The sequence below is a fragment of the Marinomonas sp. UCMA 3892 genome (genome assembly GCF_012726345.1).
Taxonomy (GTDB): domain Bacteria; phylum Pseudomonadota; class Gammaproteobacteria; order Pseudomonadales; family Marinomonadaceae; genus Marinomonas.
The window spans coordinates 33421-57535 of record NZ_PTXN01000020.1 but is presented as its reverse complement, the minus strand read 5'-3'; the positions used below and the strand labels follow the sequence as shown (position 1 = coordinate 57535).

At 43.1% G+C, this 24115-nt stretch carries 19 protein-coding genes and 1 riboswitch; of the genes, 7 read left to right on the top strand and 12 right to left on the bottom strand.

What is annotated here, in order from left to right:
• Nucleotides 1–99 precede the first annotated feature (99 nt).
• Nucleotides 100–1464, bottom strand: coding sequence for a molecular chaperone (yegD, locus tag B6N13_RS20665; RefSeq protein WP_169460465.1), 1365 nt, complete (start codon nucleotides 1462–1464; stop codon nucleotides 100–102).
• Nucleotides 1465–1658: 194 nt separating this feature from the next.
• On the opposite strand from yegD, the gene B6N13_RS20660 reads away from it, so the two are divergent.
• Nucleotides 1659–3569: a methyl-accepting chemotaxis protein gene (locus tag B6N13_RS20660; protein ID WP_012069097.1), complete on the top strand. Its 1911-nt coding sequence runs from the start codon at nucleotides 1659–1661 to the stop codon at nucleotides 3567–3569.
• 89 nt (nucleotides 3570–3658) lie between these two features.
• On the opposite strand, the gene B6N13_RS20655 is transcribed toward B6N13_RS20660, so the two are convergent.
• Nucleotides 3659–4240 (bottom strand): NnrU family protein, encoded by a 582-nt coding sequence (locus B6N13_RS20655; RefSeq protein ID WP_169460464.1) that lies wholly within the window; start codon nucleotides 4238–4240, stop codon nucleotides 3659–3661.
• A 399-nt stretch (nucleotides 4241–4639) separates the two neighbouring features.
• Between B6N13_RS20655 and nspC the strand changes: the two genes are divergently transcribed.
• The 3 genes from nspC to B6N13_RS20640 all read left to right on the top strand — a co-directional run bounded on the left by nspC (nucleotide 4640) and on the right by B6N13_RS20640 (nucleotide 8519).
• Entirely contained in the window at nucleotides 4640–5737 is a 1098-nt protein-coding gene (gene nspC / locus B6N13_RS20650) for a carboxynorspermidine decarboxylase (protein WP_169460463.1), read from the top strand.
• A gap of 36 nt (nucleotides 5738–5773) precedes the next feature.
• Nucleotides 5774–7012: a saccharopine dehydrogenase family protein gene (locus B6N13_RS20645; protein WP_012069094.1), complete on the top strand. Its 1239-nt coding sequence runs from the start codon at nucleotides 5774–5776 to the stop codon at nucleotides 7010–7012.
• A 202-nt stretch (nucleotides 7013–7214) separates the two neighbouring features.
• Entirely contained in the window at nucleotides 7215–8519 is a 1305-nt protein-coding gene (locus B6N13_RS20640) for a hypothetical protein (RefSeq protein ID WP_169460462.1), read from the top strand.
• 68 nt (nucleotides 8520–8587) lie between these two features.
• Here the strand turns inward: B6N13_RS20640 and B6N13_RS20635 are convergent, their stop codons facing one another.
• From B6N13_RS20635 to B6N13_RS23615, 6 genes are all read right to left on the bottom strand, one after another.
• Nucleotides 8588–9832, bottom strand: coding sequence for a sirohydrochlorin chelatase (locus tag B6N13_RS20635; RefSeq protein WP_169460461.1), 1245 nt, complete (start codon nucleotides 9830–9832; stop codon nucleotides 8588–8590).
• Nucleotides 9833–9915: 83 nt separating this feature from the next.
• On the bottom strand, nucleotides 9916–13797 hold the full coding sequence (gene cobN, locus B6N13_RS20630) for a cobaltochelatase subunit CobN (protein ID WP_169460460.1): 3882 nt from the start codon (nucleotides 13795–13797) through the stop codon (nucleotides 9916–9918).
• 175 nt (nucleotides 13798–13972) lie between these two features.
• The gene (cobW, locus tag B6N13_RS20625; protein WP_012069090.1) at nucleotides 13973–15055 is read right to left on the bottom strand and encodes a cobalamin biosynthesis protein CobW; all 1083 of its coding nucleotides are present in this window, start codon (nucleotides 15053–15055) and stop codon (nucleotides 13973–13975) included.
• 39 nt (nucleotides 15056–15094) lie between these two features.
• Entirely contained in the window at nucleotides 15095–15868 is a 774-nt protein-coding gene (gene cobM, locus B6N13_RS20620) for a precorrin-4 C(11)-methyltransferase (protein WP_012069089.1), read from the bottom strand.
• 47 nt (nucleotides 15869–15915) lie between these two features.
• Nucleotides 15916–16692: a precorrin-3B C(17)-methyltransferase gene (gene cobJ / locus B6N13_RS20615; protein ID WP_012069088.1), complete on the bottom strand. Its 777-nt coding sequence runs from the start codon at nucleotides 16690–16692 to the stop codon at nucleotides 15916–15918.
• A 112-nt stretch (nucleotides 16693–16804) separates the two neighbouring features.
• Entirely contained in the window at nucleotides 16805–17170 is a 366-nt protein-coding gene (locus B6N13_RS23615; RefSeq protein WP_012069087.1) for an MliC family protein, read from the bottom strand.
• 268 nt (nucleotides 17171–17438) lie between these two features.
• Nucleotides 17439–17600: riboswitch (FMN riboswitch) on the top strand.
• A 121-nt stretch (nucleotides 17601–17721) separates the two neighbouring features.
• On the opposite strand from B6N13_RS23615, the gene B6N13_RS20605 reads away from it, so the two are divergent.
• Complete coding sequence (locus B6N13_RS20605; protein WP_169460459.1) at nucleotides 17722–18213, top strand: 6,7-dimethyl-8-ribityllumazine synthase; 492 nt, start codon at nucleotides 17722–17724, stop codon at nucleotides 18211–18213.
• Between the two features lie 101 nt (nucleotides 18214–18314).
• Here B6N13_RS20605 and B6N13_RS20600 read toward each other — a convergent pair whose 3' ends face one another.
• From B6N13_RS20600 to B6N13_RS20585, 4 genes are all read right to left on the bottom strand, one after another.
• Nucleotides 18315–19556, bottom strand: a complete 1242-nt coding sequence (locus B6N13_RS20600; protein ID WP_012069083.1) for a leucine-rich repeat-containing protein kinase family protein — start codon at nucleotides 19554–19556, stop codon at nucleotides 18315–18317.
• Nucleotides 19557–19599: 43 nt separating this feature from the next.
• The gene (locus tag B6N13_RS20595; protein ID WP_169460458.1) at nucleotides 19600–20133 is read right to left on the bottom strand and encodes a DinB family protein; all 534 of its coding nucleotides are present in this window, start codon (nucleotides 20131–20133) and stop codon (nucleotides 19600–19602) included.
• A gap of 24 nt (nucleotides 20134–20157) precedes the next feature.
• Nucleotides 20158–20517 (bottom strand): DUF1304 domain-containing protein, encoded by a 360-nt coding sequence (locus tag B6N13_RS20590; RefSeq protein ID WP_169460457.1) that lies wholly within the window; start codon nucleotides 20515–20517, stop codon nucleotides 20158–20160.
• A gap of 95 nt (nucleotides 20518–20612) precedes the next feature.
• Nucleotides 20613–20816 (bottom strand): DUF2496 domain-containing protein, encoded by a 204-nt coding sequence (locus B6N13_RS20585; RefSeq protein WP_169460456.1) that lies wholly within the window; start codon nucleotides 20814–20816, stop codon nucleotides 20613–20615.
• A 171-nt stretch (nucleotides 20817–20987) separates the two neighbouring features.
• Here B6N13_RS20585 and tmpT point away from each other — a divergent pair, with 171 nt between their 5' ends.
• Together tmpT and B6N13_RS20575 are read left to right on the top strand one after the other, a co-directional pair.
• Nucleotides 20988–21635, top strand: coding sequence for a thiopurine S-methyltransferase (tmpT, locus tag B6N13_RS20580; RefSeq protein ID WP_012069079.1), 648 nt, complete (start codon nucleotides 20988–20990; stop codon nucleotides 21633–21635).
• 139 nt (nucleotides 21636–21774) lie between these two features.
• A complete protein-coding gene (locus tag B6N13_RS20575; protein WP_012069078.1) occupies nucleotides 21775–24042 on the top strand; it encodes a YgiQ family radical SAM protein in 2268 nt (755 codons plus the stop codon).
• The last annotated feature ends 73 nt before the right edge of the window (nucleotides 24043–24115 follow it).

The following is a 24115-nucleotide window of genomic DNA, read 5'->3' as shown; positions in this document are numbered from 1 at the left end:
TCTAGCGTGACAGCTTTAGCTATGACAGAGCACCGAAAACAAAAAAAACGAGTAGCCCATGCCTACTCGTTTCTTTTGTATCTTTTAACTCACACTTTCTTATCTAAAAATACGTTCAGACCAAACAGTTAATCCGGCAGCAACACTTCCAAAGTGATCGCCATCCAATACTGGTATATCACCGATCCGCTGTTGAATGGCTTCACGAATCACTGGAGATTTTGCCGAACCACCTGTCATATAGATTAAATCTGGTTTCTCACCAGCCTGCTCTATCGCCGTAACCATCAAGTTCAGCATTTTTTCTAAAGGTGAAGCAATTGACTTCGTCAGTTCCTCACGGCTAACAGTGGCGGTTAACTCTGCTTCAATATAATCCAATGCGGCAAGGTAACTCTGGGCATCAGATAAAGCAATTTTCGCCTCTTCTGCACTACGCACGATATGATAGTTATGTTTTTCTTCTCGCATGCGCAAGAAACGCTCAATCAATTTTGGCTGCGCAGCATCTATGCGTAACTGATTTATTTGATTCTTTGTTTCCATACTATTAAAAGTCGCGATAGCAGACACATCATTCGTTGTGACTGCATTCCAATACAGTTGAGTAGGCATTGGCAACCCCGTCTTAAGTAGCGAATCCATACCAAATAACGGCATAAAGTGTTTGCCTGCAATCTGTATATCTAAATCATTACCACCAATTCGCTCACCAGTGTGAGCCAGAAAATCACTACTACGGTCTTCTTTTTTGAGGTAGTCAGGGCCCATACGCACCATGGCGCAGTCCGTTGTACCACCGCCAATATCCACAACTAATACGGTTTTATTTTCAGCCAGTTTCACTTCAAAATCCAAACCAGCAGCAATAGGTTCATACAGAAATTCGATTTCTTTGAAACCAGCTCGCTTACCTGCTGTCGTTAGAATCTCCAGCGCTTGGCGGTTACTAACTTCAGCATCCAGACCTTGGAAATTGACAGGACGACCAATAACGGTATGAGTAATTTCTGCACCCAAGTTTTTTTCGGCGCGCTGTTTGATGTTCTGCATCATCACAGTCACAACGTCTTCAAAGAAATGAATATGCTCGGAACGCAGTCCAGCGCCACCTAGAAATGACTTAGGCGATTTTACGAAGTAGCCTTCTTCAGGCCATTGAAAGTATTCGTCAAACGCAGCGCGCCCAAAAAATAACGTTTGGTCTTCATCTGCAATATCTTCTTCATAACGTGCACGCTTGGCCCGTGTTAAAGCATTCATACGCAATTCTGCGAAAGCTTGTCTTGAATGAATATCCTGAAGGCCTCTTCCGACCGCTTCGGTAATCAAGTCTCGATCTAAAGCGTATAAAGTAGAAGGTAAAAAGGCATGTTCTCCTTCTAAAGCGACCAAACGCACAGCCGAATCTTGCACAATTCCTAATGCACAATTTGATGTTCCGTAATCAAATCCACAAATCATCTAATATTTACCTGTTATCGCTAATAGAAAAGGGTCGCGGACGATAACAGAAAGATTCAAAAGTATCAAAACTATCAAGTGATTACCTAACCGTAGAAAGGTTACGCTAGATAACAGAAAATTGCATGGCCTCAACATACTAAATACACAATCTAAGCAATAATTAGCTTTAATTAACACCTTGGAGAAAAAGGATGCATCTTTCACTACAAACTAAAATAACTGTACAGTCCATCATTGTGGCTATTATTGTCGCCTTTGGTGTCGGAGGTGTCTCTTTTTACGCTTTCAAAACAGACAGTGACACACGCATAGAATCAGAAGCTAGCTCCCAAGCAAATGCTATCTCAACCTATATAAACAGCTGGTCCAATGATCGAATTGGCACAATGCAAGCTGTTAAACAAAAAATAGAAGCGTCTTTGCAAGAAAACCCTGAGATAAGCGAAAAAGATATACTTAATATTCTTCAACAAGCACAAACTAGTTTGCAGTTCAGCTTAACCTTTCTGGGTTTAGAGAATGGAGCTATGTATCGCCATGATCCATCGCTAAACAGCGCCGACTACGATCCTCGCAAACGCAGCTGGTACATGGATGCAAAAACGAAAAACAGTGCTTATGTCACAGCACCTTATATATCCGCTTCTACTAAACAGCTGTCCATGACATTTGTTGAACCTATTACTATTGATGGCAAGTTTGTTGGAGCCATTGGTGGCTTGGTATTTTTGGACAGTGTGCTAGATAGCATTCTTGCAATGAAAGTAGCTGGGGATGGCTACAGTGTATTATTTGACGGCGACGGCAAAATCATTGCTCATCCAAACACTGAACTCATTTTGAAAGATGCCGCTGAATTATCACCAGAATTAAACAACGATTATTTCAAAAACATTCGTAAACAAGCTAAATTTACTGAATTAAATATCGGCGGTAAAAATATGGAGATGTTCGCCAGCAGTATTAAAGGCAGTCCATGGGTGTTGGGATTAATGATGGACAAAGCCGTTCTTAATGCACCGCTTGTCAGTTTAGGAACCAACATTGCCATTGCAGTGATTAGTTTGCTTTTCATTGCGATACTTGTTGTGGTGCAAGTGACTCGATTCTTATTAAAAGATTTACGCCGCGTATCTGACAGCATGGCCCAGATAGCTCAAGGTAATGGTGATTTAACCCAAAGATTAACCGCCAGTTCAAAAGATGAAATCGCCGTTTTGGTGGATAATTTTAATAAATTCGTCGCGCTATTGCATGGCACTGTATCCCATCTTAAAAAGATTGGACACGATTTAGCAGGTCAAGCTAATGCAGCCCATAACTCATCACAAAACAGCTCACTAAAACTTGAAGAGCAGCAACATAATATCTCTATGGTTGCCACTGCTATCCATGAAATGGCACAAGCAACACAAGAGATAGCAAGCAACGCGACCAACACGGCTATCAATGCAGATGAAACCGTGGCAGCCAGTAACCAAGGGCAAACTCAAGTCCTGAAAAGTCAAGAAAGTATCCGTACTTTGGCCGCTGATATTCAAGAGGTGGCAAATGTAATTAACGATCTAAGCAAAAACGCTGATGGCATCAACACCATTTTAACGACGATTTCAGGAATCGCAGAACAAACTAACTTATTAGCATTAAACGCTGCTATCGAAGCGGCACGGGCTGGTGAACAAGGTCGAGGCTTTGCTGTGGTTGCTGACGAAGTAAGAGTACTTTCACAACGAACTTATAGCTCAATTGAAGAAATTCAAAAAATGATTGAGTCTTTGCAAAAAATCACTAAAGACGCAGTAGGCAAAATTCAATTAAGTCATACTAGAGCAAACAATAGCGTTGAAGACGTCAATCAGGCAAAAAACAGCCTAGATAAAATCCAACAATCAGTTGCAACAATCAACGACCGCGCAGCACAGATTGCAACTGCAACAGAAGAGCAAACAAGCGTGACCGCAGAGGTCAATCAAAACACGGCAGACATACAGCAAAGCTCTACAGAGCTAGTAACGCTTGCAGCTGAAAGTGCGGCCCGTGCCGAAGAGCTTAAATCTCTTGCCGATGACCTAACCAAAAATATCAATCACTTCAGAACGTAAGAGACTGATGCCAATAAAAATGCCCTATTCAGGTTTACCTGAATAGGGCATTTTTTGTTCTTTAACTTTCAGCTCTCTTTAACAAGGCATTAGACCAACGGTGAAACGCCAATAATTGCCTGATGTAAGTAAAAAGCGATAGCAAACCAAGTCACCATAGCAAAAGTGAAAGCGGCTAAATCAAACTGAACGCCAGATTCTTGATCACGTACCACACCTGCTTTGCGGTCACGACGACGATAAACAGCAAAGCTGACAATAGACCAAACCAAGAAACTTCCGAAAAGTATTACATCAGCCAAACTTCCGTTGCTGATTAAATGAGCAAATGCCCAGATTTTAATAGCGATAAGCATTGGATAACCCACTTTCTTTTTCATCGTGGTATGCGGCACTAAAGCGGAACCGACAAAGAACAGAGCAACCAATACTAATAGGCCTGCCAAGTGCCGCGTCCAAACAGGTGGAAACCACAGCCACACAGGTTCAAGGCGCGCTTGAGAATACCCCATAACAATCAGGCCAACGGCAATCAAGGTGATCATACCAAAGCGCATCTTCCAACGCATTTCACCATGTATTGCCATACTTTTTTCACGCCAATTCGGTGCGACTAAACGAACCGAATGCACAAAAAAGAAAATTACCAACCCCATCACTAAAATCAACATACTAAGATGTTCCTTCTACACTTTAAAAATCTTTCAACTGTCTATACGCGATTACTGCAATACAGTATTCGCAATCCTAAAAGATCCGATCTTCTGGACTATAATTTATAGCGCAGGATTATAGAGGGAAATACGCAAGAGGCCTATTATTCATTACAATCATCCCATGAATGGTTAAATGTCTTAGAAAACCAGCAAATTTATCTTTAATAATAAAAAAATGACTGCTCGGTTCACCTTATAGACCGAAATATAAGCTATAGAAAGATGGGCATAAGACAAATCCTATTAAAAGTCGTCAAAATGTCATAAAAAGCCCTGTAAAATACCTTTATTGAGCTAGAAAAAGCCCCCTCCTTTGAACTAGAATACACCGTTTTGACTAACGGGCAGGTTGCCATGATCAAGACACCTTATTACCTTATTGATAAAGCAGCACTTCTGAAGAACTTAGAGAAGATCGCTTATGTGCGCCAGCAGTCTGGAGCCAAGTCTCTGTTAGCTTTAAAATGCTTTGCAACTTGGTCCGTATTTGACCTAATGCAAGACTACATGGATGGCACCACATCTTCTTCTCTATACGAAGTCAAATTGGGGAAAACCAAGTTCAAAGGCGAAACACACGCTTATAGCGTGGCCTACTCCGATGATGAAATCGCAGAAGTACTAGATCACTCCGACAAAATCATTTTTAACTCCATTGGTCAATTCAATCGTTTTAAAGACGTAAGTAAAGACAAGACCCGTGGTTTACGTGTTAACCCTCAAGTAAGTACCTCTGAATTTTTAATTGCTGATCCAGCAAGACCTTTTAGTCGTCTTGGAGAATGGGATCCAGAAAAAATCGCCACGGTTATTAACGATATTTCTGGGTTTATGTTTCACAATAATTGTGAAAACAACAGCTTTGAGCGCTTCGATGAAATGCTAAATCTTATCGAGGAACGTTTTGGTCATTTGATTCAACAAGTCAAATGGGTCAGTCTTGGCGGCGGTATTCATTTCACTGGTGAAGGCTACCCTATTGATAAATTCTGCCAGCGCCTGAAAAGTTTTGCTGAAAAATACGACATTCAGGTTTACCTAGAACCAGGTGAAGCCAGTATTACAAAGAGTACAACACTAGAAGTGACCGTGTTGGACACCTTGTTTAATGGCAAAAATCTGGCCGTTGTCGATAGCTCTATTGAAGCCCACATGCTGGATCTATTGATCTACCGTGAAAACGCTAAAATGGCGCCTTGTGATGGCGAACATGAATACATGATTTGCGGTAAATCCTGCTTAGCAGGGGATATTTTCGGCGAATTTAAATTTGATAAAGCACTGCAAGTGGGCGACCGTCTATCTTTCCAAGATGCAGCGGGTTACACCATGGTGAAAAAGAACTGGTTTAACGGTGTTAAAATGCCGTCTATTGCCATACGCCAACTGGATGGCAGCATCGAACTTGTCAGGGAATTCGATTACAACGATTTTGAGCAGAACTTATCTTAGTTCTACTTCAGTTACTACTTTGGAGAAAGCACTACCATGAAAAAAAATGTCCTCATTATTGGCGGCGGAGGCGTGGCACGTGTTGTGGCACATAAATGCGCCCAACACAATGACACACTGGGCAATATCGCAATTGCTTCGCGCAGCGTTTCGAAATGCGACGATATTGTATCCAGTGTCCTCGACAAAGGCAGCATGAAGGTAAAGGGCCGCATTCAAGCATTCGCCCTAGACGCTCTTGACGTGCCAGCAACGATTAAATTGATTCAGGAAACTGAATCTCAAATCGTTATTAACGTTGGATCAGCATTTATCAACATGTCAGTGCTTGAAGCTTGTATGGAAACCGGTGTAGCTTACTTGGACACAGCTATCCACGAAGATCCAACAAAAATTTGTGAAACACCACCATGGTACGCTAACTACGAATGGAAGCGACGTGAGGCTTGCAAAGAAAAAGGCATCACCGCGATTCTCGGCGTAGGCTTTGATCCGGGTGTTGTTAATGCCTATGCAGCGCTTGCCTATAACCACTACTTCGACAGCGTAAGTGATATCGACATCATTGATATCAACGCGGGTAGCCATGGCAAATATTTCGCGACCAACTTCGACCCAGAGATCAACTTCCGTGAATTCACCGGCGTTGTGTATTCTTGGCAGAATCGCGAATGGAACGTCAACAAGATGTTTGAAGTAAGTCGTACTGATGACCTACCAGTAGTAGGAAAACAAACGTCCTACATGAGCGGTCATGACGAAGTACATTCTATTTCGCAAAACTTAAATGTGCCTAACGTACGTTTTTGGATGGGCTTTGGTGAGCATTACATCAACGTATTCACCGTATTACAAAATCTAGGACTATTGTCTGAGCAACCAGTTAAAACAGCAGAAGGCTTAGAAGTCGTACCTCTTAAAGTGGTGAAAGCAGTGCTTCCTGATCCGTCATCTCTTGCCCCAGAGTACACAGGTAAGACTTGTATCGGTGATGTGGTCAAAGGCATCAAAGACGGCAAAGAAAAAGAAGTCTTTATCTACAACGTAGCGGACCACAAAGACGCTTATAACGAAGTGGGTAGCCAAGGGATTTCTTATACCGCTGGTGTACCACCGGTTGCTGCAGCCATTTTAGTCGCCAATGGGACCTGGGACGCTAAAGAAATGCGCAACGTAGAGCAACTTGATCCAAGACCTTTCCTAGGTTTGTTAAACGAGATGGGCTTGCCTACTCGTATTAAAGACGAAAATGGCGACCACCCTTTTACGTTTTAATAACTAACCAAGGTTAGCAATCAATCATCCAAAATACCCCCGCATTAGCGGGGTTATTTTTATCAAAAGAAAGCCATCTCAAGAAAATATATTTAATTAAAATAAATACCAGTCCTTTAGGCTTACACAATAACACCAAAATCCTTACAATATCATAACGTCACCTCTCCCTTTTTTTAGAATCTAGCCAAGGAACATCATTATGATAAAGGAACTAAAATTTGCAGCCCTGACTGCTGTAATTGCGTTAACCATTACGGGTTGTGCCTCCAATCCAGATTCCGCCTCAAGCCTTGCTGCGGACGCAAAGCAATCAGAAACCATTACGCAAATAAACAATCTTAAACAAGCCATTGACGCGGCCAACCAAAAAACCACATATGGAATTGAAGAAGAGCTAGATTGGTTTGCAACAAAAGAAATTAAAGATGCAAATGATGCTTTAACAGAAGCCAAAGACTACTACGCTAAGTTTGAATTTAACCCTTCTGAAGCAAACAGCAGTACAGGTTTTTTTAGCTCGACAACTAACATTACTGCCGCAGAAGATGGTATAAGTAAATTCAATGAACACATGACAAAAGCTATTAACATTAAAGCGGCGGCGTTATCTGCTCTAGCAGAAGCATTTGAATATCGAACTCAGCTCAAAAAAATTGATGCACAAAAATACTTTCCAAGCACAGTTAAAGAGCTAGAAGGTGATCTTAAAAAACTAGTAGATCAAGTTTCCAACGATAAAGTGGAAGCAGCAATTAATTCGCAACCAGCCCTAATTGCCAAGCAAAGAGCCCTAGAAATCAAAACAGTAACAGCAATCTACCTTACTGATGCTCAAAAAGAGCTAGATAGACTGGTAAAAGCAAACACAGCACAAGATGCACCAAAATCCTTATCTCAAGCATCAGCCTCACTAACCGCAGCAATAGCATTTGTTGCTGCTGAACCAAGATCCATCAGTAAAATAGAGCTAAAAGCTGAAGAAGCAATATTCTCAATTAAAAGAGCAGAGCAAATAGCACTAACAGTTAAAAAGCTTAAAGCACTACAACAAAAAGATTACGAAGATTATATTATCAACTATGAAAAAATTCTTTTTGCGACCAGTAATGCGCTTGGAGCGGATGACAGTCGTGATTTATCTTTCGAAGAACAAGGAAAAGCATTAGTAGTATTTATTGAAGCTAACCTAAAAGATCAAGAAGCGTCTATTAAAGCGCAGCAAAACCTACGAAAAGAGCTGAAAAATCAAAAATCGTATACTGAATTATTAGAAGAAAAAATTAGCACTCTTAACACCAGTTTAGCCGATGTGAAAAAATCACTAGCAGACTTGCGGTCTGAAAAAGCAGCGGCAGAGCAAGCAACAATGGAAAAAGCAGCTAAAGCGAAACAAGTTGCAGCTGAGCAAGAAAAATCAAAAGCAGAAGAAGCGAAAGTAGAGGCAAAAGCTCCAGCTGAAATTAAAACAGAAACAGAACAAGCAGAAAGTACAACGCCTCAATAACGTGCTTTATAAAACATAAAAAAACCAGAGCGTGTGCCCTGGTTTTTTTTGCTAGAAAATACTATCAGCTACCGATGAGCAAAAGCCGTTTTCGTGCAATCTCCATCGATTTTGTCTTTCTCTTCTTTAAGAATTACATCGGTAAACTGGCTCATAAAGCAGCAGCAAATCCCTTCACCAATCATAGTACGCGGTCCCATTGGGTGACCAATATGCTTGTACACACCATGACTGTGACCATGAGAGTGATCGTGTGAATGTCCATGACTATGAGAGTGTCCATGACTGTGATCATGTGAGTGACCGTGGTCATGGGAGTGGTCATGATGTTTCAATACTAATGAGTGCCCATGATCTGCATGATCGAGCGCTTGAACTAGGTTAGTAAAGTGTTTGGTATCGAATTCCGATAAGCCTTGAGTATCATCTTGTGGATCTACAAACTCCGCATGGTGATGATGCACATCCACTTCACCAGCAGCAAGGCGGCGCTTGAAGGAGTTCATCAAGGTTTCTTCGCCCGTTTGCAGTTCTCCTTGCATGATCTCTTCAACACGGTTTTGAAAGGCATCAATCACGCGAGAGTGATCACTTAGATAATGAGCTTGAATCAATTCTACCGCTGGGTTCGCTTCAGCCACTTTGTTCACATAACCTTGAATACGCTTAATCAAACGACCGGTAAACAAGAAATAAGGTGCAACCACAATACGCTTAAAGCCAAGCTTCATTAGCTTTTCAAGACCTACACCAACCGATGGGTAAGTCACCCCAGAATACACTGTATCCGCCCAACCAAAACCCATATTTTCATTGACGATACGAGTCAGCTTAGCGGCTTCGGCATTGGCCGACGTATCAGACGTACCACGACCCACCACCACCAGCATGGTGTCGTATAAGTTTTCTGGTGGGTTTTCAGGGTCAAGGCCAAGCGATTCATATATGCGCGCTTGAAAGGCTTCGATCATGTCGTCTTGTAGGCCTAATTCACGGCCGTAAGTAATATGCAAACCTGGGTGCTTTTCTTCGTACGTTGTCAGTACAGAAGGAATATCGTTTTTCGCATGGGTCGCAGCAAACAACATACCCGGTATGGCATAAATTTCTTCCACGCCTTGGTTTACCAAGCTATTTAGCCCCATATGGATATTTGGCGCAGAAAATTCAAGAAAGCCATATTCCACAGGAAGGTCTGGATAACGCTCTTTAAGTCCTTTTGCCACTAAGCCAAATTCACGTTCCGCGTCTTTATCACGGCTGCCGTGACCACAAATCATAATGCCCTTTTTGGCCTGTTCTTTATAACTCATTTTTTCTCTCTACTTTAAATCATCTTTGCCGCTAACCAGTTTAGGTATTAGCCACAAGGTTACAAGAGATCTTCTGCCCAAGATCACTGACGTTGCTCTTGCTGCTGATCTAAATCAAGCAACAAGGATTGAATTTTTTCTTTATGAGCATCGGCGTTTTGCCACATGCCTCGTTGTATCGCTTCTAATAAGCGCTCGCCCATTTCCTCCAACGCATGGGGATTATTATCGCGCATAAAGGCTTGATTGTCTGGATCAAGCAATAATCGATCGGTCACTTGCTCGTATTGATAATCCGCAACTAAATCCGTTGTCGCATCATAAGCGAATAGATAATCCACCGTAGCGGTCATTTCAAAAGCGCCTTTATAACCATGTGTTTGCATGGCTTCTATCCATTTAGGATTCAGTACCCGTGATCTTACTACTCGGTTTAACTCTTCTTTCAAAGTGCGAATTTTGGGTGAGCTCGGATTCGAATGATCGTTGTGATACACACTCGGTGCTTGACCACGAAACTCTGTGACCGCGTTAGTCATGCCACCTTGGAATTGATAATAATCGTCTGAATCAAGAATATCATGTTCGCGGTTATCTTGGTTTTGTACAACCGCATCCAGTTTCGACAAACGCTCAACAAACGCTGCTTTGGCTTCTACCCCTTCGCCCTTATTATTTGTCCCATCATTATTGGAACCGTACGCGTAACCGCCCCAGTTAACATAAGCTTCCGCAAGATCCGCTTTGGTGTCCCAGCAACGCTCGTCAATCAAGCCTTGCAACCCTGCACCATAGGCACCAGGTTTACTACCAAATACCCGATAGGAAGCTTGGCGACTGGCTTCTTCTGCGCTTATACCTTGGGCGAGCAATTTGCTCTTGCGCGCTTCCACGTTAGCACGAATAACATTGCCATTGCCTGGTTCTTGATAATCGGCAATGGCTTGTACCGCAGCATCATAAAGGCGCATAACATTGGCAAAGGCGTCGCGAAAGAAACCAGAAACGCGCAAGGTGACATCCACGCGTGGACGCCCTAATTGCATGCAGGAAAGAATTTCAAAATCTGTCACTCGGTTTGAACCAGCCGCCCAAATAGGACGAACACCCATCAAGGCAAAGGCTTGTGCAATATCATCGCCGCCAGTTCGCATGGTGGCTGTTCCCCACACAGACAATCCCAAGTCTTTTGGATAATCCCCATGCTCCTGTAAGTGTCGCTGAATTAACGCTTCGGCCGATTGCTGACCAATTGCCCACGCCGCCGGAGACGGAATGGCACGATTATCCACAGAGAAGAAATTGCGTCCTGTCGGTAAAGTATCGAGCCGCCCACGTGTCGGTGCGCCACTTGGGCCCGGTGGAATAAAGCCCCCCGCCAAACCAATTATCAAGGCTTGTATTTCATCATGCGCACTTTGTTGCAAAGCAACTAATAGGCGCTTTTTACTGTGTGCCAATAGCATGGCGGTGTGAGGCAGCTTGGCGGCCAATTCCTCAGTTGATTCATTGCCCATCAAATGACTAAGCACCAAGGATTTAGCCAACAATTCTAAGCGTTCTTTGGTGTCGGCATGGGTTCGCCAAGCCAAATCACTTACCGCTAGCAAGACGTCTGGCTTATCACCTGCCCAAGACGTGCGCTCACTTTTCATTGGGTCAAAGCCGTCTTGCTGCAATGACAAATCGTTCACTAATGCGTGCAGAATACCTTGGCTAGTGATGTCACTGCCTCGTGGTAAACGCAACAAGGCCACCAGCGTATCCGCCAATTTATCGTCATCGGGTAGCTCTCCTAAACGATGCAAACCATGACGAATTTGGGCTTCTTTAATTTCACATAAATAGGCATCCAAATCTTCCAGCACAGTATCTTCATTATCAGGTTCAATACCGGTTAGCTCTTCCAATAAATGGGAAGTTTGGACTTTCTGAAGAATTTGCTCGCGCAACCAGCTTTCACGGCGCACATCCATTCCCATGGCTTGATAATACTCATCAACCAGGTTTTCTAATTCGGCCATATCGCCATAGGTTTCTGCACGTGTCATTGGTGGCATAAGATGGTCAATAATCACCGCTTGGGTTCGACGCTTGGCTTGCGCCCCTTCCCCCGGATCATTCACGATAAAGGGATAAAAGTGTGGCATTGGCCCAAGGGCAATATCAGGCCAGCAAGAAGCAGACAAAGCCGTGCCTTTGCCTGGTAACCATTCAAGGTTGCCATGTTTTCCCACATGCACAAAGGCATCAACTTTATAGACGTGACGCAGCCAAAAGTAAAAAGCCAAGTAGCTGTGAGGCGGAATCAAATCTGGATCATGATAGTTCGCCGCAAGATCCAAATTAAAACCACGGGCAGGCTGAATACCGACAAAGGTTTCGCCAAGCCTAATCCCAGCCAACATGATGCGACGTTGGCCATTTTGCTCGCGGCACTTATGATCGTCTTCTGGCGGTCCCCAACGATCCCAAACCGCGTTTTGGCATTCCAGCGGCAGCTGATAGAAATACTCTAAATAGTCTTCCAGGGCGAGACTCTGCCAGCAACCTCGTTCATGCAGACTATTGGGATTATTGGTAACAGCTCCCAGTAACTCTTCGATCAAGGCATTACCATGATCGGGAATATTTTCGATGGGATAACCAGCGGCTTCTAATGCTTTTAATAAATTCACCGCCGAGGCTGGCGTATCCAAACCAACCCCATTGCCAATACGGCCGTCTTTCGTTGGATAATTTGCCAACACAAAAGCAATGCGTTTTTCATGGTTGGGTTTACAGGCTAAATGGACGAAGCGCATCGCAAGCTGAGCAACAAAACGCGCTCGCTCTTGGTGTAATTCGTAACGTACCAAATCGACTTGGGCGATATCGTTGTAATGACTCAAGGCTTTAAAACTCACAGCACGGGTAACAATGCGGCCGTCCATTTCAGGCAAAACAATCTGCATAGCCACATCACGACTGCGCAATCCTTGCGTTTGCCCCTGCCAGTCTTCTTCAGTACTGCCTGACAAAATCAACTGCAGTACAGGAATGGGCGAAGCAAATGCTGATTGAAAATCTGTCGGCTCGGATGATAAATCAGGGCTGCCCACACGATTTGCTGCAAAGCCTGTGGTATTTAGAATGACTTTGGCTTGAGTGCGTTCCACTAGCGATTCAATTAAGCCTACGGACACATCATCTTTGAGTGAACTCACTGCCACAGCCAAAGGCACCAAGCCTTCTTGCTCCAATACCTCAATCAGGCCATCAAACATGGCGGTATTTCCGCTTTGTAAATGCGAGCGATAAAAAGCCAAAATGGCAACGGGACGATCTTCAGCCAAGCAATCTTTATAATGACTTTGCCATTGGGCAAACCCACTGGAATGACCTGCATGATAAATTAGCGCACTAGGTAAAGGCGCGGGTTCTTGCCAAGGACAAGTTTGATCAAGGTAACGATCTGCGAGGAAATAGAATAATTGCTGTGAGTTGGTTTGGCCGCTTTCACGTAGATAGCGCCAAACTCGATGACAGTCTTCTGGTTGCGCCGTAGACGCTCTCATTAATGCGGGATCTTGCGTATCGTCCCCCGGAACCACAATAAGAGTGCGCCCCGCTTTCCCCTTCGCCCAAGCTTGCAAACGCTGGAAGCCATAGGACCAATAATGTTCCCCACCCAGTAGCGAAACCACCACGACTTTGGCGTGATCGAGCACCTTATGTTCGTATAAATCGTAAGCAGCGGGTTTGACCAGCTGCATCCAATTGGCCAGTCGAACACTCGGTAATCGCACTTCGTCCAATCCATCATTGGAACAACGGAAAGCTTCGATCTGGTCGAGAGCGCTACCCAGTGCGCCGATTACACTATCAGCCGCCGCCAAAATCACTAAGTCTGCTGGAGTTTGACCAAGATCGACAATCCCCTCATCGTCGACAAAGCCACCCGGTTTGGCTGCTAATAAGTGCACTCTTTCTCCAGTTTTTACTAAATCAATCTTGTCATTCAGTTATTCGATATTTATGCGCGGCGTTACGAGCGAAGCCAAGACGAGGCAAAAATAGACGAGAAAGCGGAGTTTATAGTTATAAATGAGCAATTCGAGTCTATTTTTAACAAAGTATTGGCAAGCGCAGTAGCCGCGATCAAGCACTCAAAGCATCATGAAGCACATTCTCAATCTGCTCTTTACTAATGCCTTTACCAATAAAGACTAACTGAGTTTTACGCACTTCATCTGGCTGCCACAAACGGTCAAAGTAACGGTCTATGCGCGTCCCCACCACTTGAAACACTTTACGCATCGGCTTGCCATGAACCGCCGCAAAGCCTTTGATACGGAAAATATTGTGTTCTTCTACCAGCTGCATCAGGGTTTCTTGCAAAAGATCCGTTTGCACTTCTCCTAACGTCACTACAAAAGAATCAAAATGATCATGGGCATGGTCGTGATGCTCACCGTGCGCATGGTGATGGTCGTGATGATTATGTACGTCATCAATGCGATTTTCCGTGGCAGCATCAATGCCTAGCAATACATCCAATGCGGCTTCACCGTTTTCGATATAAACCGTTTTAACCGTATTTGGCACTTCATGGGCAATGACAGCTTGCACTCGAGCACGTTCTTCGTCGTTTAATAAATCGTTTTTACTGACGACAACCAGGTCTGCTGCACTTAGCTGATCATCTAATAATTCTTGCAAACTAGGGTCGTGGTCCAAACTTTCATCCGCTAGACGTTGTGCTTGAACTTTGTCTTCATCATGAGCAAAACGACCAGCCGCAACAGCCGCGCCATCGACAACAGTAATCACCGCATCCACTGTGCAATGCTCTTTAATACCCGGCCAGTTAAACGCTTGAACCAAAGGCTTTGGCAACGCCAAACCACTGGTTTCAATTAAAATATGATCAATGTCACCACGACGGGCGACCAGCTGCTGCATCACAGGCAAAAATTCTTCTTCTACTGTGCAGCAAATGCAGCCATTGGCGAGTTCATAAAAGCCATCGTCACTGCGTTGACTTCCTTCTTCCACACCTTCTGGACAATCAAGTGGACATGAGCGCAAAAGGTCTGAGTCGATATCTAGCTCACCAAATTCATTAACAATGACAGCTATGCGCTTTCCTGCTGCTTGTTTTAGTACATTCGACAATAACGTTGTTTTACCACTGCCCAAAAAGCCAGTCACAATTGTTGTAGGTATTTTATTCAATTGCATGATTCATCCTTCTTACTTTCAGGGATCGTATTTTTAAAATTAGTTTTTCTTAGACTTATGTATCTTACGAAAGATATGCGCTTGCCCTTTGTCGTATAAATAGGAGTCGGCGAAATCTTCTGTGTCTAATACCTTCCCGACCAATATCAAACTGGTGCGAGTGAATTTTTTCTCTCTTACTTTGGCAACAATATCCGCTAAAGTTCCCACGACATAGTCCTGATCTGGCCAACTTGTGCGATAACACACAGCAACCGGACAATCTTCACCATAATGAGGAATGAGTTCTTCAACAATTTTATGAATGCGAGTAATGCCAAGGTGAATGGCTAGCGTCGCGCCACTTTGCGCTAACGCGGGCAATCGCTCTCTTTCTGGAAAAGGCGTTTTACCTTCATAGCGGGTCATAATGACCGTTTGTGAAACGCCCGATAAGGTCAATTCTTTACGAAGTAATGCCGCTGAAGCCGCAACTGCACTGACACCAGGAATCACTTCGCAATCAATATCTAACGCTTCCAAGCGGCGAATTTGCTCACCGATAGCTCCATACAAAGCAGGATCACCAGACTGCAAACGCGCAACATCCTTGCCTTCTTGCGCGGCTTTTTCAATCACAGCGGTGGTTTCATCCAGATTCATTTCTGCCGTATCATAAATAGCTTCGGCTGAACCACGCACACTATCAATCACTTGTGGTGGAATCAAAGAACCGGCATAAAGAACAATCGGACAACGCTCCATGGTTTTGACCGCTTTTACCGTCATCAAATCTGGATCGCCTGGGCCTGCGCCAATAAAGTAAACCTTCATTTATTTCCCTTATCTTTTATAAAGAGCTAAAACGTTTATAAGCGCTCCTAAAGCTTTTTAGAATAACCACGCGGCGTGTAAATCCAATTCTTCTCACCATTGACTATGTGTTTGGTGTCTGAGTTCCCGACACTGACCATGGTAAACATGTCCACGTCTTTGGCATCTAATTCACCCAGTGTCGTAAAAGTAATCTCTTCTTCGGGACGTGTGAGCTGACGGCCAATCATCACAGGCGTACTAGCAGGACGATACTGCAACAAAACATCACGAGCGTGATTCAATTGCCAGTCGCGTTTCTTCGAAACAGGGTTGTAAAAAGACACCACAAAGTCGCCAGCGCCACAAGCATGCAAGCGCTTATCTATGGTTTCCCATGGGGTTAATAAATCGGAGAGAGAGATGGTACAGAAATCATGACCAAGCATGGCGCCAACCCGGCTAGCGCCTGCTTGCATAGCAGAAATACCGGGGATAACTTCAATATCCACATCCAGCCATTCAGGATGGTTTTCTTTGCCTTGTAACTGCATATCCAGCAATTCAAAGACCAAAGTCGCCATGGCATAAATGCCAATGTCACCGCTGGAAATCAAAGCAGTGTTTTTTCCTTGCGCAGCCAAATCAAGCGCCAAGCGTGCTCGGCCTATTTCTTCACCTAATGGCAGATTATGAAAGGTTTTTCCTTCGCTTAGCTCACCCAGTAGATCTAAATAGTAGCCGTAAGCAACCCAATCACTGCAAACTGCCAATGCTTTGGTGGCATTCGGTGCCACCAAGCCTAAATCACCGGGCCCCATGCCCATTACAAATAACTTGCTCATGCATTCTCTACAATATAATCAAGCGCCACAGGACGCGAATGAAGCTATTGTACACGGATTGCAAATTTGACGGGATGAAAACACCACTATTTAGAATGAGTGATGTTCAGGTTTAGGATTCAACACGAACAAGGCGGCAATAATTTTTTTCTACACCATTAAACTCTAGTTCAGCTTCATCACCATGAATCCAAAAAGATAGACCTTCACCCAAATAAAATGCACCAGAGGCGCTTATCGCATGAGTCAGTACATAGGTTTTTTCTTTCCAAGATAACTGGGCTTGTTCGGCATGAAAAAATATATTCAAAGGCATGTTATTGCAGAGATAATCAGCTTCGTTGGTTTGAGCAACATCTTCTATCTCATATGTATCTTCATCTAGAGCGACGCTTTTATTAACTGAGCTGCAAGCAGCTAGTCCAAATAAAGAAGAACCAAGCAAGACGCTTTGTAGAAGCAACTTTTTAATGTGCACTATGTGAGACTCCATTCTAGAACCACTTTTCCGATACACCATTCTTGACCAAAAGGTCATTATAGTGAGCAATCTAAATTTTAACAGCTCATATTATATAGCGCTAGATAATAAGCTCTACCAAGTACTATCAGTTATTAGTTACTTTTTGTTATCTAAACCATTAATTCACAGCGAAACTGTCACAAAATCGCCACAATTGACAAGAACAGACACTTTGACAGTCAAGGATAAAAACGAGTATATTTCACCTGTCGGATTTATCCGACTTCGTTCTCGGGGCGGGGTGTAATTCCCCACCGGCGGTAAAGACTTTACATAAGTTAAATTCTAAGCCCGCGAGCGCCTTCAAGAAACTTTTCTTTTAGGGTCAGCAGATCTGGTGTAATTCCAGAGCCGACGGTTATAGTCCGGATGATAGAGAGCGCGTCAGACAAGACCTATATTGGCATAGCAGCTTTTGTTGTACCCAATTTAAGGTATGCCATTTAAAAGTGGTGTATTTGCCTGCCCGTTCGCCCTGATTCACCTTAGATATTTAGGATTAAAAAATGAATCAGAGCTCAACGAATAACATTGATTTCACTCCAGCTACAAAACGCATCGCGATTCTTCATGCTACTTGGCACGAAGATATTGTATTAAATTGCGTTGAAGGCTTCAAAAACGAACTAGTCTCTCGCGGTTACGATGCTTCTTTAATTGACGTCATTTCCGTACCTGGTGGCTACGAAATTCCATTACAAGCAAAACTGCTAGCAAAAAGTGGCCGCTATAACGCTATTGCTGGCACAGCATTGGTTGTAGATGGTGGTATTTATCGCCATGATTTCGTTGCTTCGACGATTTGTAATGCTTTAATGCAAGTGCAATTGGAAACTGAAGTGCCTGTACTAACAGCAGTACTTACACCTCATAATTTTCATGAGCATGACGAACATAAAGACTATTTTAGTCGCCATTTTGTTAAGAAAGGGATTGAGCTAGCGAACGCTTGCGATCAAACCATTCGCTTAACAGAAAAAGCCAAACAATTGCTTTAAGCTTTTGTTTTAGCCTTAAAAAGCACCAAGTTCGTAAAAATGCCCCACATCAGTGATGCGGGGCATTTTTGTATTCCGATAAGACAAAAAGCCTTAACGTTTTAATAAAAAGCATGAGACTGAAGCGATTTATAAAGCTCGCTGCTTCTGTCTGTCTCAGTACACAAACTCAACATATCATCAATAAAAAATCCCAAGGCTCGTCGCTCTATGCGCTCAATTCCACGCTGCTGTCTAGCGGATAAATTGGCATATTTTGATGCAGCACCAAAATCGCCAAACAAGACATGCCCTTCTTCATTGATCAAAGTATTGTGGGCGTACAAGTCCCCATGACTGACTTTTTTCTCACAAAAATGTACTACCAGCCGCTCTACTTGCTCAATAATTCGGGCAATTTTATCAATTGAAAATTGCTGTTCTTCCGCAAAAGTATCTCGCGTACAAGATACAAGGCTTGGTGGTTGACCTAAATTTGTATAATGGGCAGGGATTAACTCCATTACTAGAGCTGAACAATCTTCCTCTACCACCTTGGCAAGTGGTTGAACTAAATTATTGTGACTACCAACGGCAAGGCATGCATCCAGTTCATCCTCGGGATATCCATCACTGGTCACCTCACCTTTAAATACTTTGATAGCTACGGAGTCTGAAAAATCAAAAGTATTTTCACGCCAAGTCGCTAAGGAAATAACACCTGATGCCCCTTGCCCCAATACTTGATGTAATTTCAAATCACAAAACTGAACCGTTTTAAACTCATTATGAGGATCACGCTCTGCACAAAATGGATTGCCAGAGAATGCCAACCAAGCCAAGCGAGGTAAATTTAATAATGCATCAGGGAAAGCAACCAACTGATTAGCGGATAACCGGACCAGTTCCAGCTTATGGCAATTAATAATGGAATCTGGAAGAGTTACCAGTCGATTGCCAGCCAACGCCAGTTTTTGCAATCGTGTCAATCTGCCAAAATCATCTGGAAGTGATGTTATTTTGTTATCCGTAAGAATCAGCCAACGCGTCTGCGTGGGCAACGAATCAGAAGATACGTCAATGATTTGATTGCTTTTGAAACCAATCATCTCCAATTTCTCGCATTGCCCCAGAGCCTTTGGCAATTCAGTAAACTGATTATTCGAGCAAAAGAGAATACGCAGTTTTTTGAAACGTGATAAATCCGCTGGTAGCTCACTTAAACTATTATTCGAAAGATCTAAAATTTCTAGGCTTTCAGCGAGATCAAAAATAGCCTCAGGAAAAGTGGTTAAATTTTCAGATAGCTGTAGACGAATAACGCCTTTCAACTCTCCACGGTTAAGCTGGTCAAGTGTGTGCAAAATAAAACTCTTTCTACATAGAATTAACGCACATTATAACCAATTACATGCGAGGAATCGTGGTTATCAAATCAGTAGTTCCTACATCCACTCCCATTTGTGAAAGCAAGGTCGTTATCTGTCCTCTATGATGAGTCTGATGATTAAAAAAATGTTGCAACGTAAAACCAAATCTTTGCGAATGACCAATACCCTTCATATTTTTATACTCCAATGCCGACACTAACATCTCATCAGTTACTTCATCTATCATGGCAATAATCAGCTTATCTAGCTCGAAACGCTTAGCCTGCAATAAGAGTAAATCATCAAACAACTGAGTATTAAGGGCTGCCGGACGCTCCATCACACGAACAAGGCCGATACTAGAAAGCCCAGTAAAATGATCTGCAAAACGTTTCAGCCAAATAATATCCGCCACCAGATTATGATTAAGCGTTCCTAATACAGATCCAAAAAATGCACCTTTATCTTCAATCAGATCGGCATAACTCAACTCACCAACAGCTTTATAAACAGCCTTATTCATCCATTGATTATAAGACGCCATCAGCTGCATATTTTCTTTTACTGACATAACCATCACCTCTTAATGTATTTGCTAAGCTGCTGCTAAAACCGCAATTAGAGCAATCAATCCCGGCAAAGCCTGTACATACAAAATTTTCTTACTTGATGTTATCGCGCCATACACACCTGCAATCACCACACAGAGTAAAAAGAATACCGTTACCTGTGAACCAGCAACTCCAAGCCACAACCCCCATAACAACCCCGCGGCAAGAAAACCATTGTAAAGACCTTGGTTCGCAGCCATCACCTTACTCGCTTTGGCAAAATCTGGTTTCAATCCGAATATTTTTATGCCCTTAGGCTTGTCCCAAAGGAACATCTCGATGTACATAATGTACACATGCAAAAGCGCAACAAAAGCCGTGGTAACAATTGCGATTAATTCCATAGATATACTTCTTTTTATTCCATTGGCTAAATGATTTTATTTTAACTCATCAGTTTTCAACGAAGGCTCCAAGAAACTATCCTTTTTTCACTGATCTAGTTCATTCTGCTCACTTTACTTTTATCTATTCTTTCAAGCTTCGCTTGCTCTTTATTTATTTTTTCAAGCTTCGCTTGAAAATCTTTTAAAGCAATGGTCAAAGCACCAACCGCGACACTTGGCTCAATATCGTGACTTTCAAGCAACTCAATAAGATCAACAGCCAGCTTTATATGGTCTGGCGCGAGCTCTAAAGACATAAAAACTCCGTATGGAAGACTGCAACAATCTACGTGTAAAATGCGAAAAATAGGCAATTAAATTTTTTTTTGCCGTCTATAATGGCTTTTTGCATTACAAATTGTTCGACGTAAAATAAGACAAATACAATACACACAGAACATAAACAAGCCTAATTTAACGAGGTTATCGTGATTACAAATGAATTTTGGTTGGATCGATGGAAAACAGGGCGAATTGGCTTTCATCAAGAAGGCGTCAATCCGAAGCTAACTGAATTCTGGCCTGCTTTACCAAAAGGCAGTCGAATTCTTGTGCCGCTATGTGGAAAGTCCAATGACTTGCTCTGGTTAGCTGAGCAAGGCTATGAGGTTACAGGTGTTGAACTCTCTTCTCTGGCAGTGATTCAATTTTTAGGCGATAACGATTTAGCTTTTAACACTCATCAAGAGGGCGACTTAAAAGTTCATACCGTTGACGGATTACCTTTACGTATTGTCGAAGGTGACTACTTCCAATTCAAAGAAAACGAATTTGATGCCTGCTATGATCGCGCAGCCATGGTAGCCATGCCTGAATCAAAACGTACTGAATATGTCTCCCATACCCTTGGGCGCTTATCCTCGTCAGCTTGCGTGTTATTGGTTTCATTGCAGTATGATGGCGACAAACAAGGTCCACCGTTTTCTGTCAATGAAGATAGTGTTGTATCACTGTGGGGGAATCAAATTCAGAAAATCGCCTCTGAAAACCTAGCACTGACCAATCCCCAGTATAAAGAGGAAGGGCACAATATATTTGAAGAAAGTGTATGGCGCATTCAACCTGAAAGAATATAAGCCTGAATAGGCCTAGATTAGGCTGTCTACCCTAGGTTTTTTCTGGGATAATGCAGCACAATTTTTCACCGATAAGCCATGTATCCTCGTAATGACAAAGAATACCGCTAACCATTACGCCCGATACCAAGAGTAAACAATGATCAAACGACATAAAACCGCCAAAGAACTCTTTTCTTACCCATTATATTGGGCTGAGTGTTATGGCGTTTCGCCCTTCCTACCAACCACCAGAGAAGAAATGGACGCTCTTGGCTGGGACAGCTGTGATGTAATCATAGTATCAGGTGATGCTTATGTGGATCACCCTAGTTTTGGTATGGCGGTTTTAGGTCGCTTACTAGAAGCACAGGGTTACAGAGTCGGCATCATCGATCAACCAGATTGGCGAAATACGGAAGACTTTATGCGCCTTGGCCGTCCTAACCTGTATTTTGGCGTTACTGCAGGCAATATGGACTCCTTGATCAACCGCTACACTGCCGACTTGAAAGTACGTAATGATGATGCTTATACACCTTATGGCATTGGCGGAAAACGCCCTGATCGCGCGGTTATTGTTTATTCTCAGCGTTGTAAAGAAGCCTTCCATGATGTACCAGTGATGATTGGCGGAATTGAAGCCAGTCTACGTCGCATTGCTCAATACGATTATTGGAGTGATGAAGTACGCCGTTCTGTATTAATCGACTCAACCGCTGATATCCTACTTTACGGTAACGCTGAACGCGCCATGATTGAAGTAACTCATCAGATGGCGATGGGTAAAACGCTTGATGAGTTAACCGACATTCGCGGCACGACTATTGTTCGAAATACTCCACCTGGCGGCTATACGGAAATCGATTCGACCCGTGTGGATTGGCCTGGCAAAGTTGATCAAATTTACAGCCCTTATGAATATATCCCAGAAGGCAAGTGTCAGACAAAGGATGAAGAAGAGTCTGACGTCATGCCTATTCGCGTAATTCCTGCTCCACTTCGTCGTGGCGAAAAGCTCGATCCTGAAAAAACCTATATTCGTTTACCCTCTTTTGAAAAAGTTTCTAAAGACCCTGTTTTATACGCACACACATCGCGTATTTTACACCTTGAATCAAACCCACATAACGCACGAGCATTGATTCAAAAACATGGCAAGAAAGAAATTTGGGTTAACCCGCCACCGATTCCATTGGAAACACCTGAAATGGATGGCGTGTTTGATTTACCTTATGCACGTGTACCACACCCAAAATACAAAAAAGCTCGTATTCCTGCTTATGACATGATCAAAACGTCGATCAACATCATGCGCGGTTGTTTTGGTGGCTGTACTTTTTGTTCGATTACCGAACATGAAGGACGAGTGATTCAATCTCGCTCACACGAATCTATTTTGAAAGAAATTGAAGATATCAAGGACAAGGTTCCAGGTTTCACAGGGCATATATCTGACCTTGGCGGACCAACGTCCAATATGTACACACTGAACTGTAACGACGATGAAGTACAAGCGTCATGCCGTAAACTGTCTTGTGTTTATCCGACCATTTGCTCCAACTTGAATACAGATCATAGCCCAACAACACAACTATATCGTAAGACTCGCGCGATTGAAGGTATTCATACCGTGTCTATCGCATCCGGTTTACGTTATGACCTTGCTGTAGAAGATCCTGAGTACGTTCGTGAGCTTGTCACTCATCATGTTGGTGGCTTACTGAAAATTGCTCCAGAACACTCTGAGCAAGGCACTTTATCAAAAATGATGAAGCCAGGTATGGGGACTTACGATCGCTTCAAACGCATGTTTGATAAATATTCCAAAGAAGCGGGCAAGAAGCAGCATTTAATCCCTTACTTTATCGCCGCACATCCTGGTAGCTCTGATGAAGATATGCTTAACCTAGCTGTGTGGTTGAAAACCAATGATTTCAAACCAGACCAAGTACAAACCTTTTATCCTTCACCCATGTCATTAGCGACAGCTATGTATCATTCCGGTAAAAACCCACTGAAACCAGTTACCTATAAGAGTGAAGACGTTTATACACCCAAAGATGCCAAGCAGCGTACGGTGCAAAAAGGTTTCTTGCGTTATCACGATCCAAGCAACTGGCAAGACCTTCGCAACACTTTAATCAAAATGGGACGCCCTGATCTTATAGGTCATGGTGATAACAAATTGGTGCCAGCGGAAGAGAAAGATAAGCAGATCCATCGCCGTCCTCAAAAAGCCAAACCAGGCCAAGCTACTGGTGCTTCCCATACGTCAAACAGACCAACCATGGAGAAGAACGCCGCTGCAGAAAAAGCTCGCCGCAAAACGAGCAACAATGCCAAACCTGCAAGTAGCCGTACTAATGGTGGACCAACTGCTCCAGCAAAACGCCGCAAAACAAAAGTAAAGTCTCGCCAACAGTAAGCTTATCCCCAAATTAAGCCCACTAAGAGACAGAGATAAAAAAAACGCGCCATGCTTATTCAACATGGCGCGT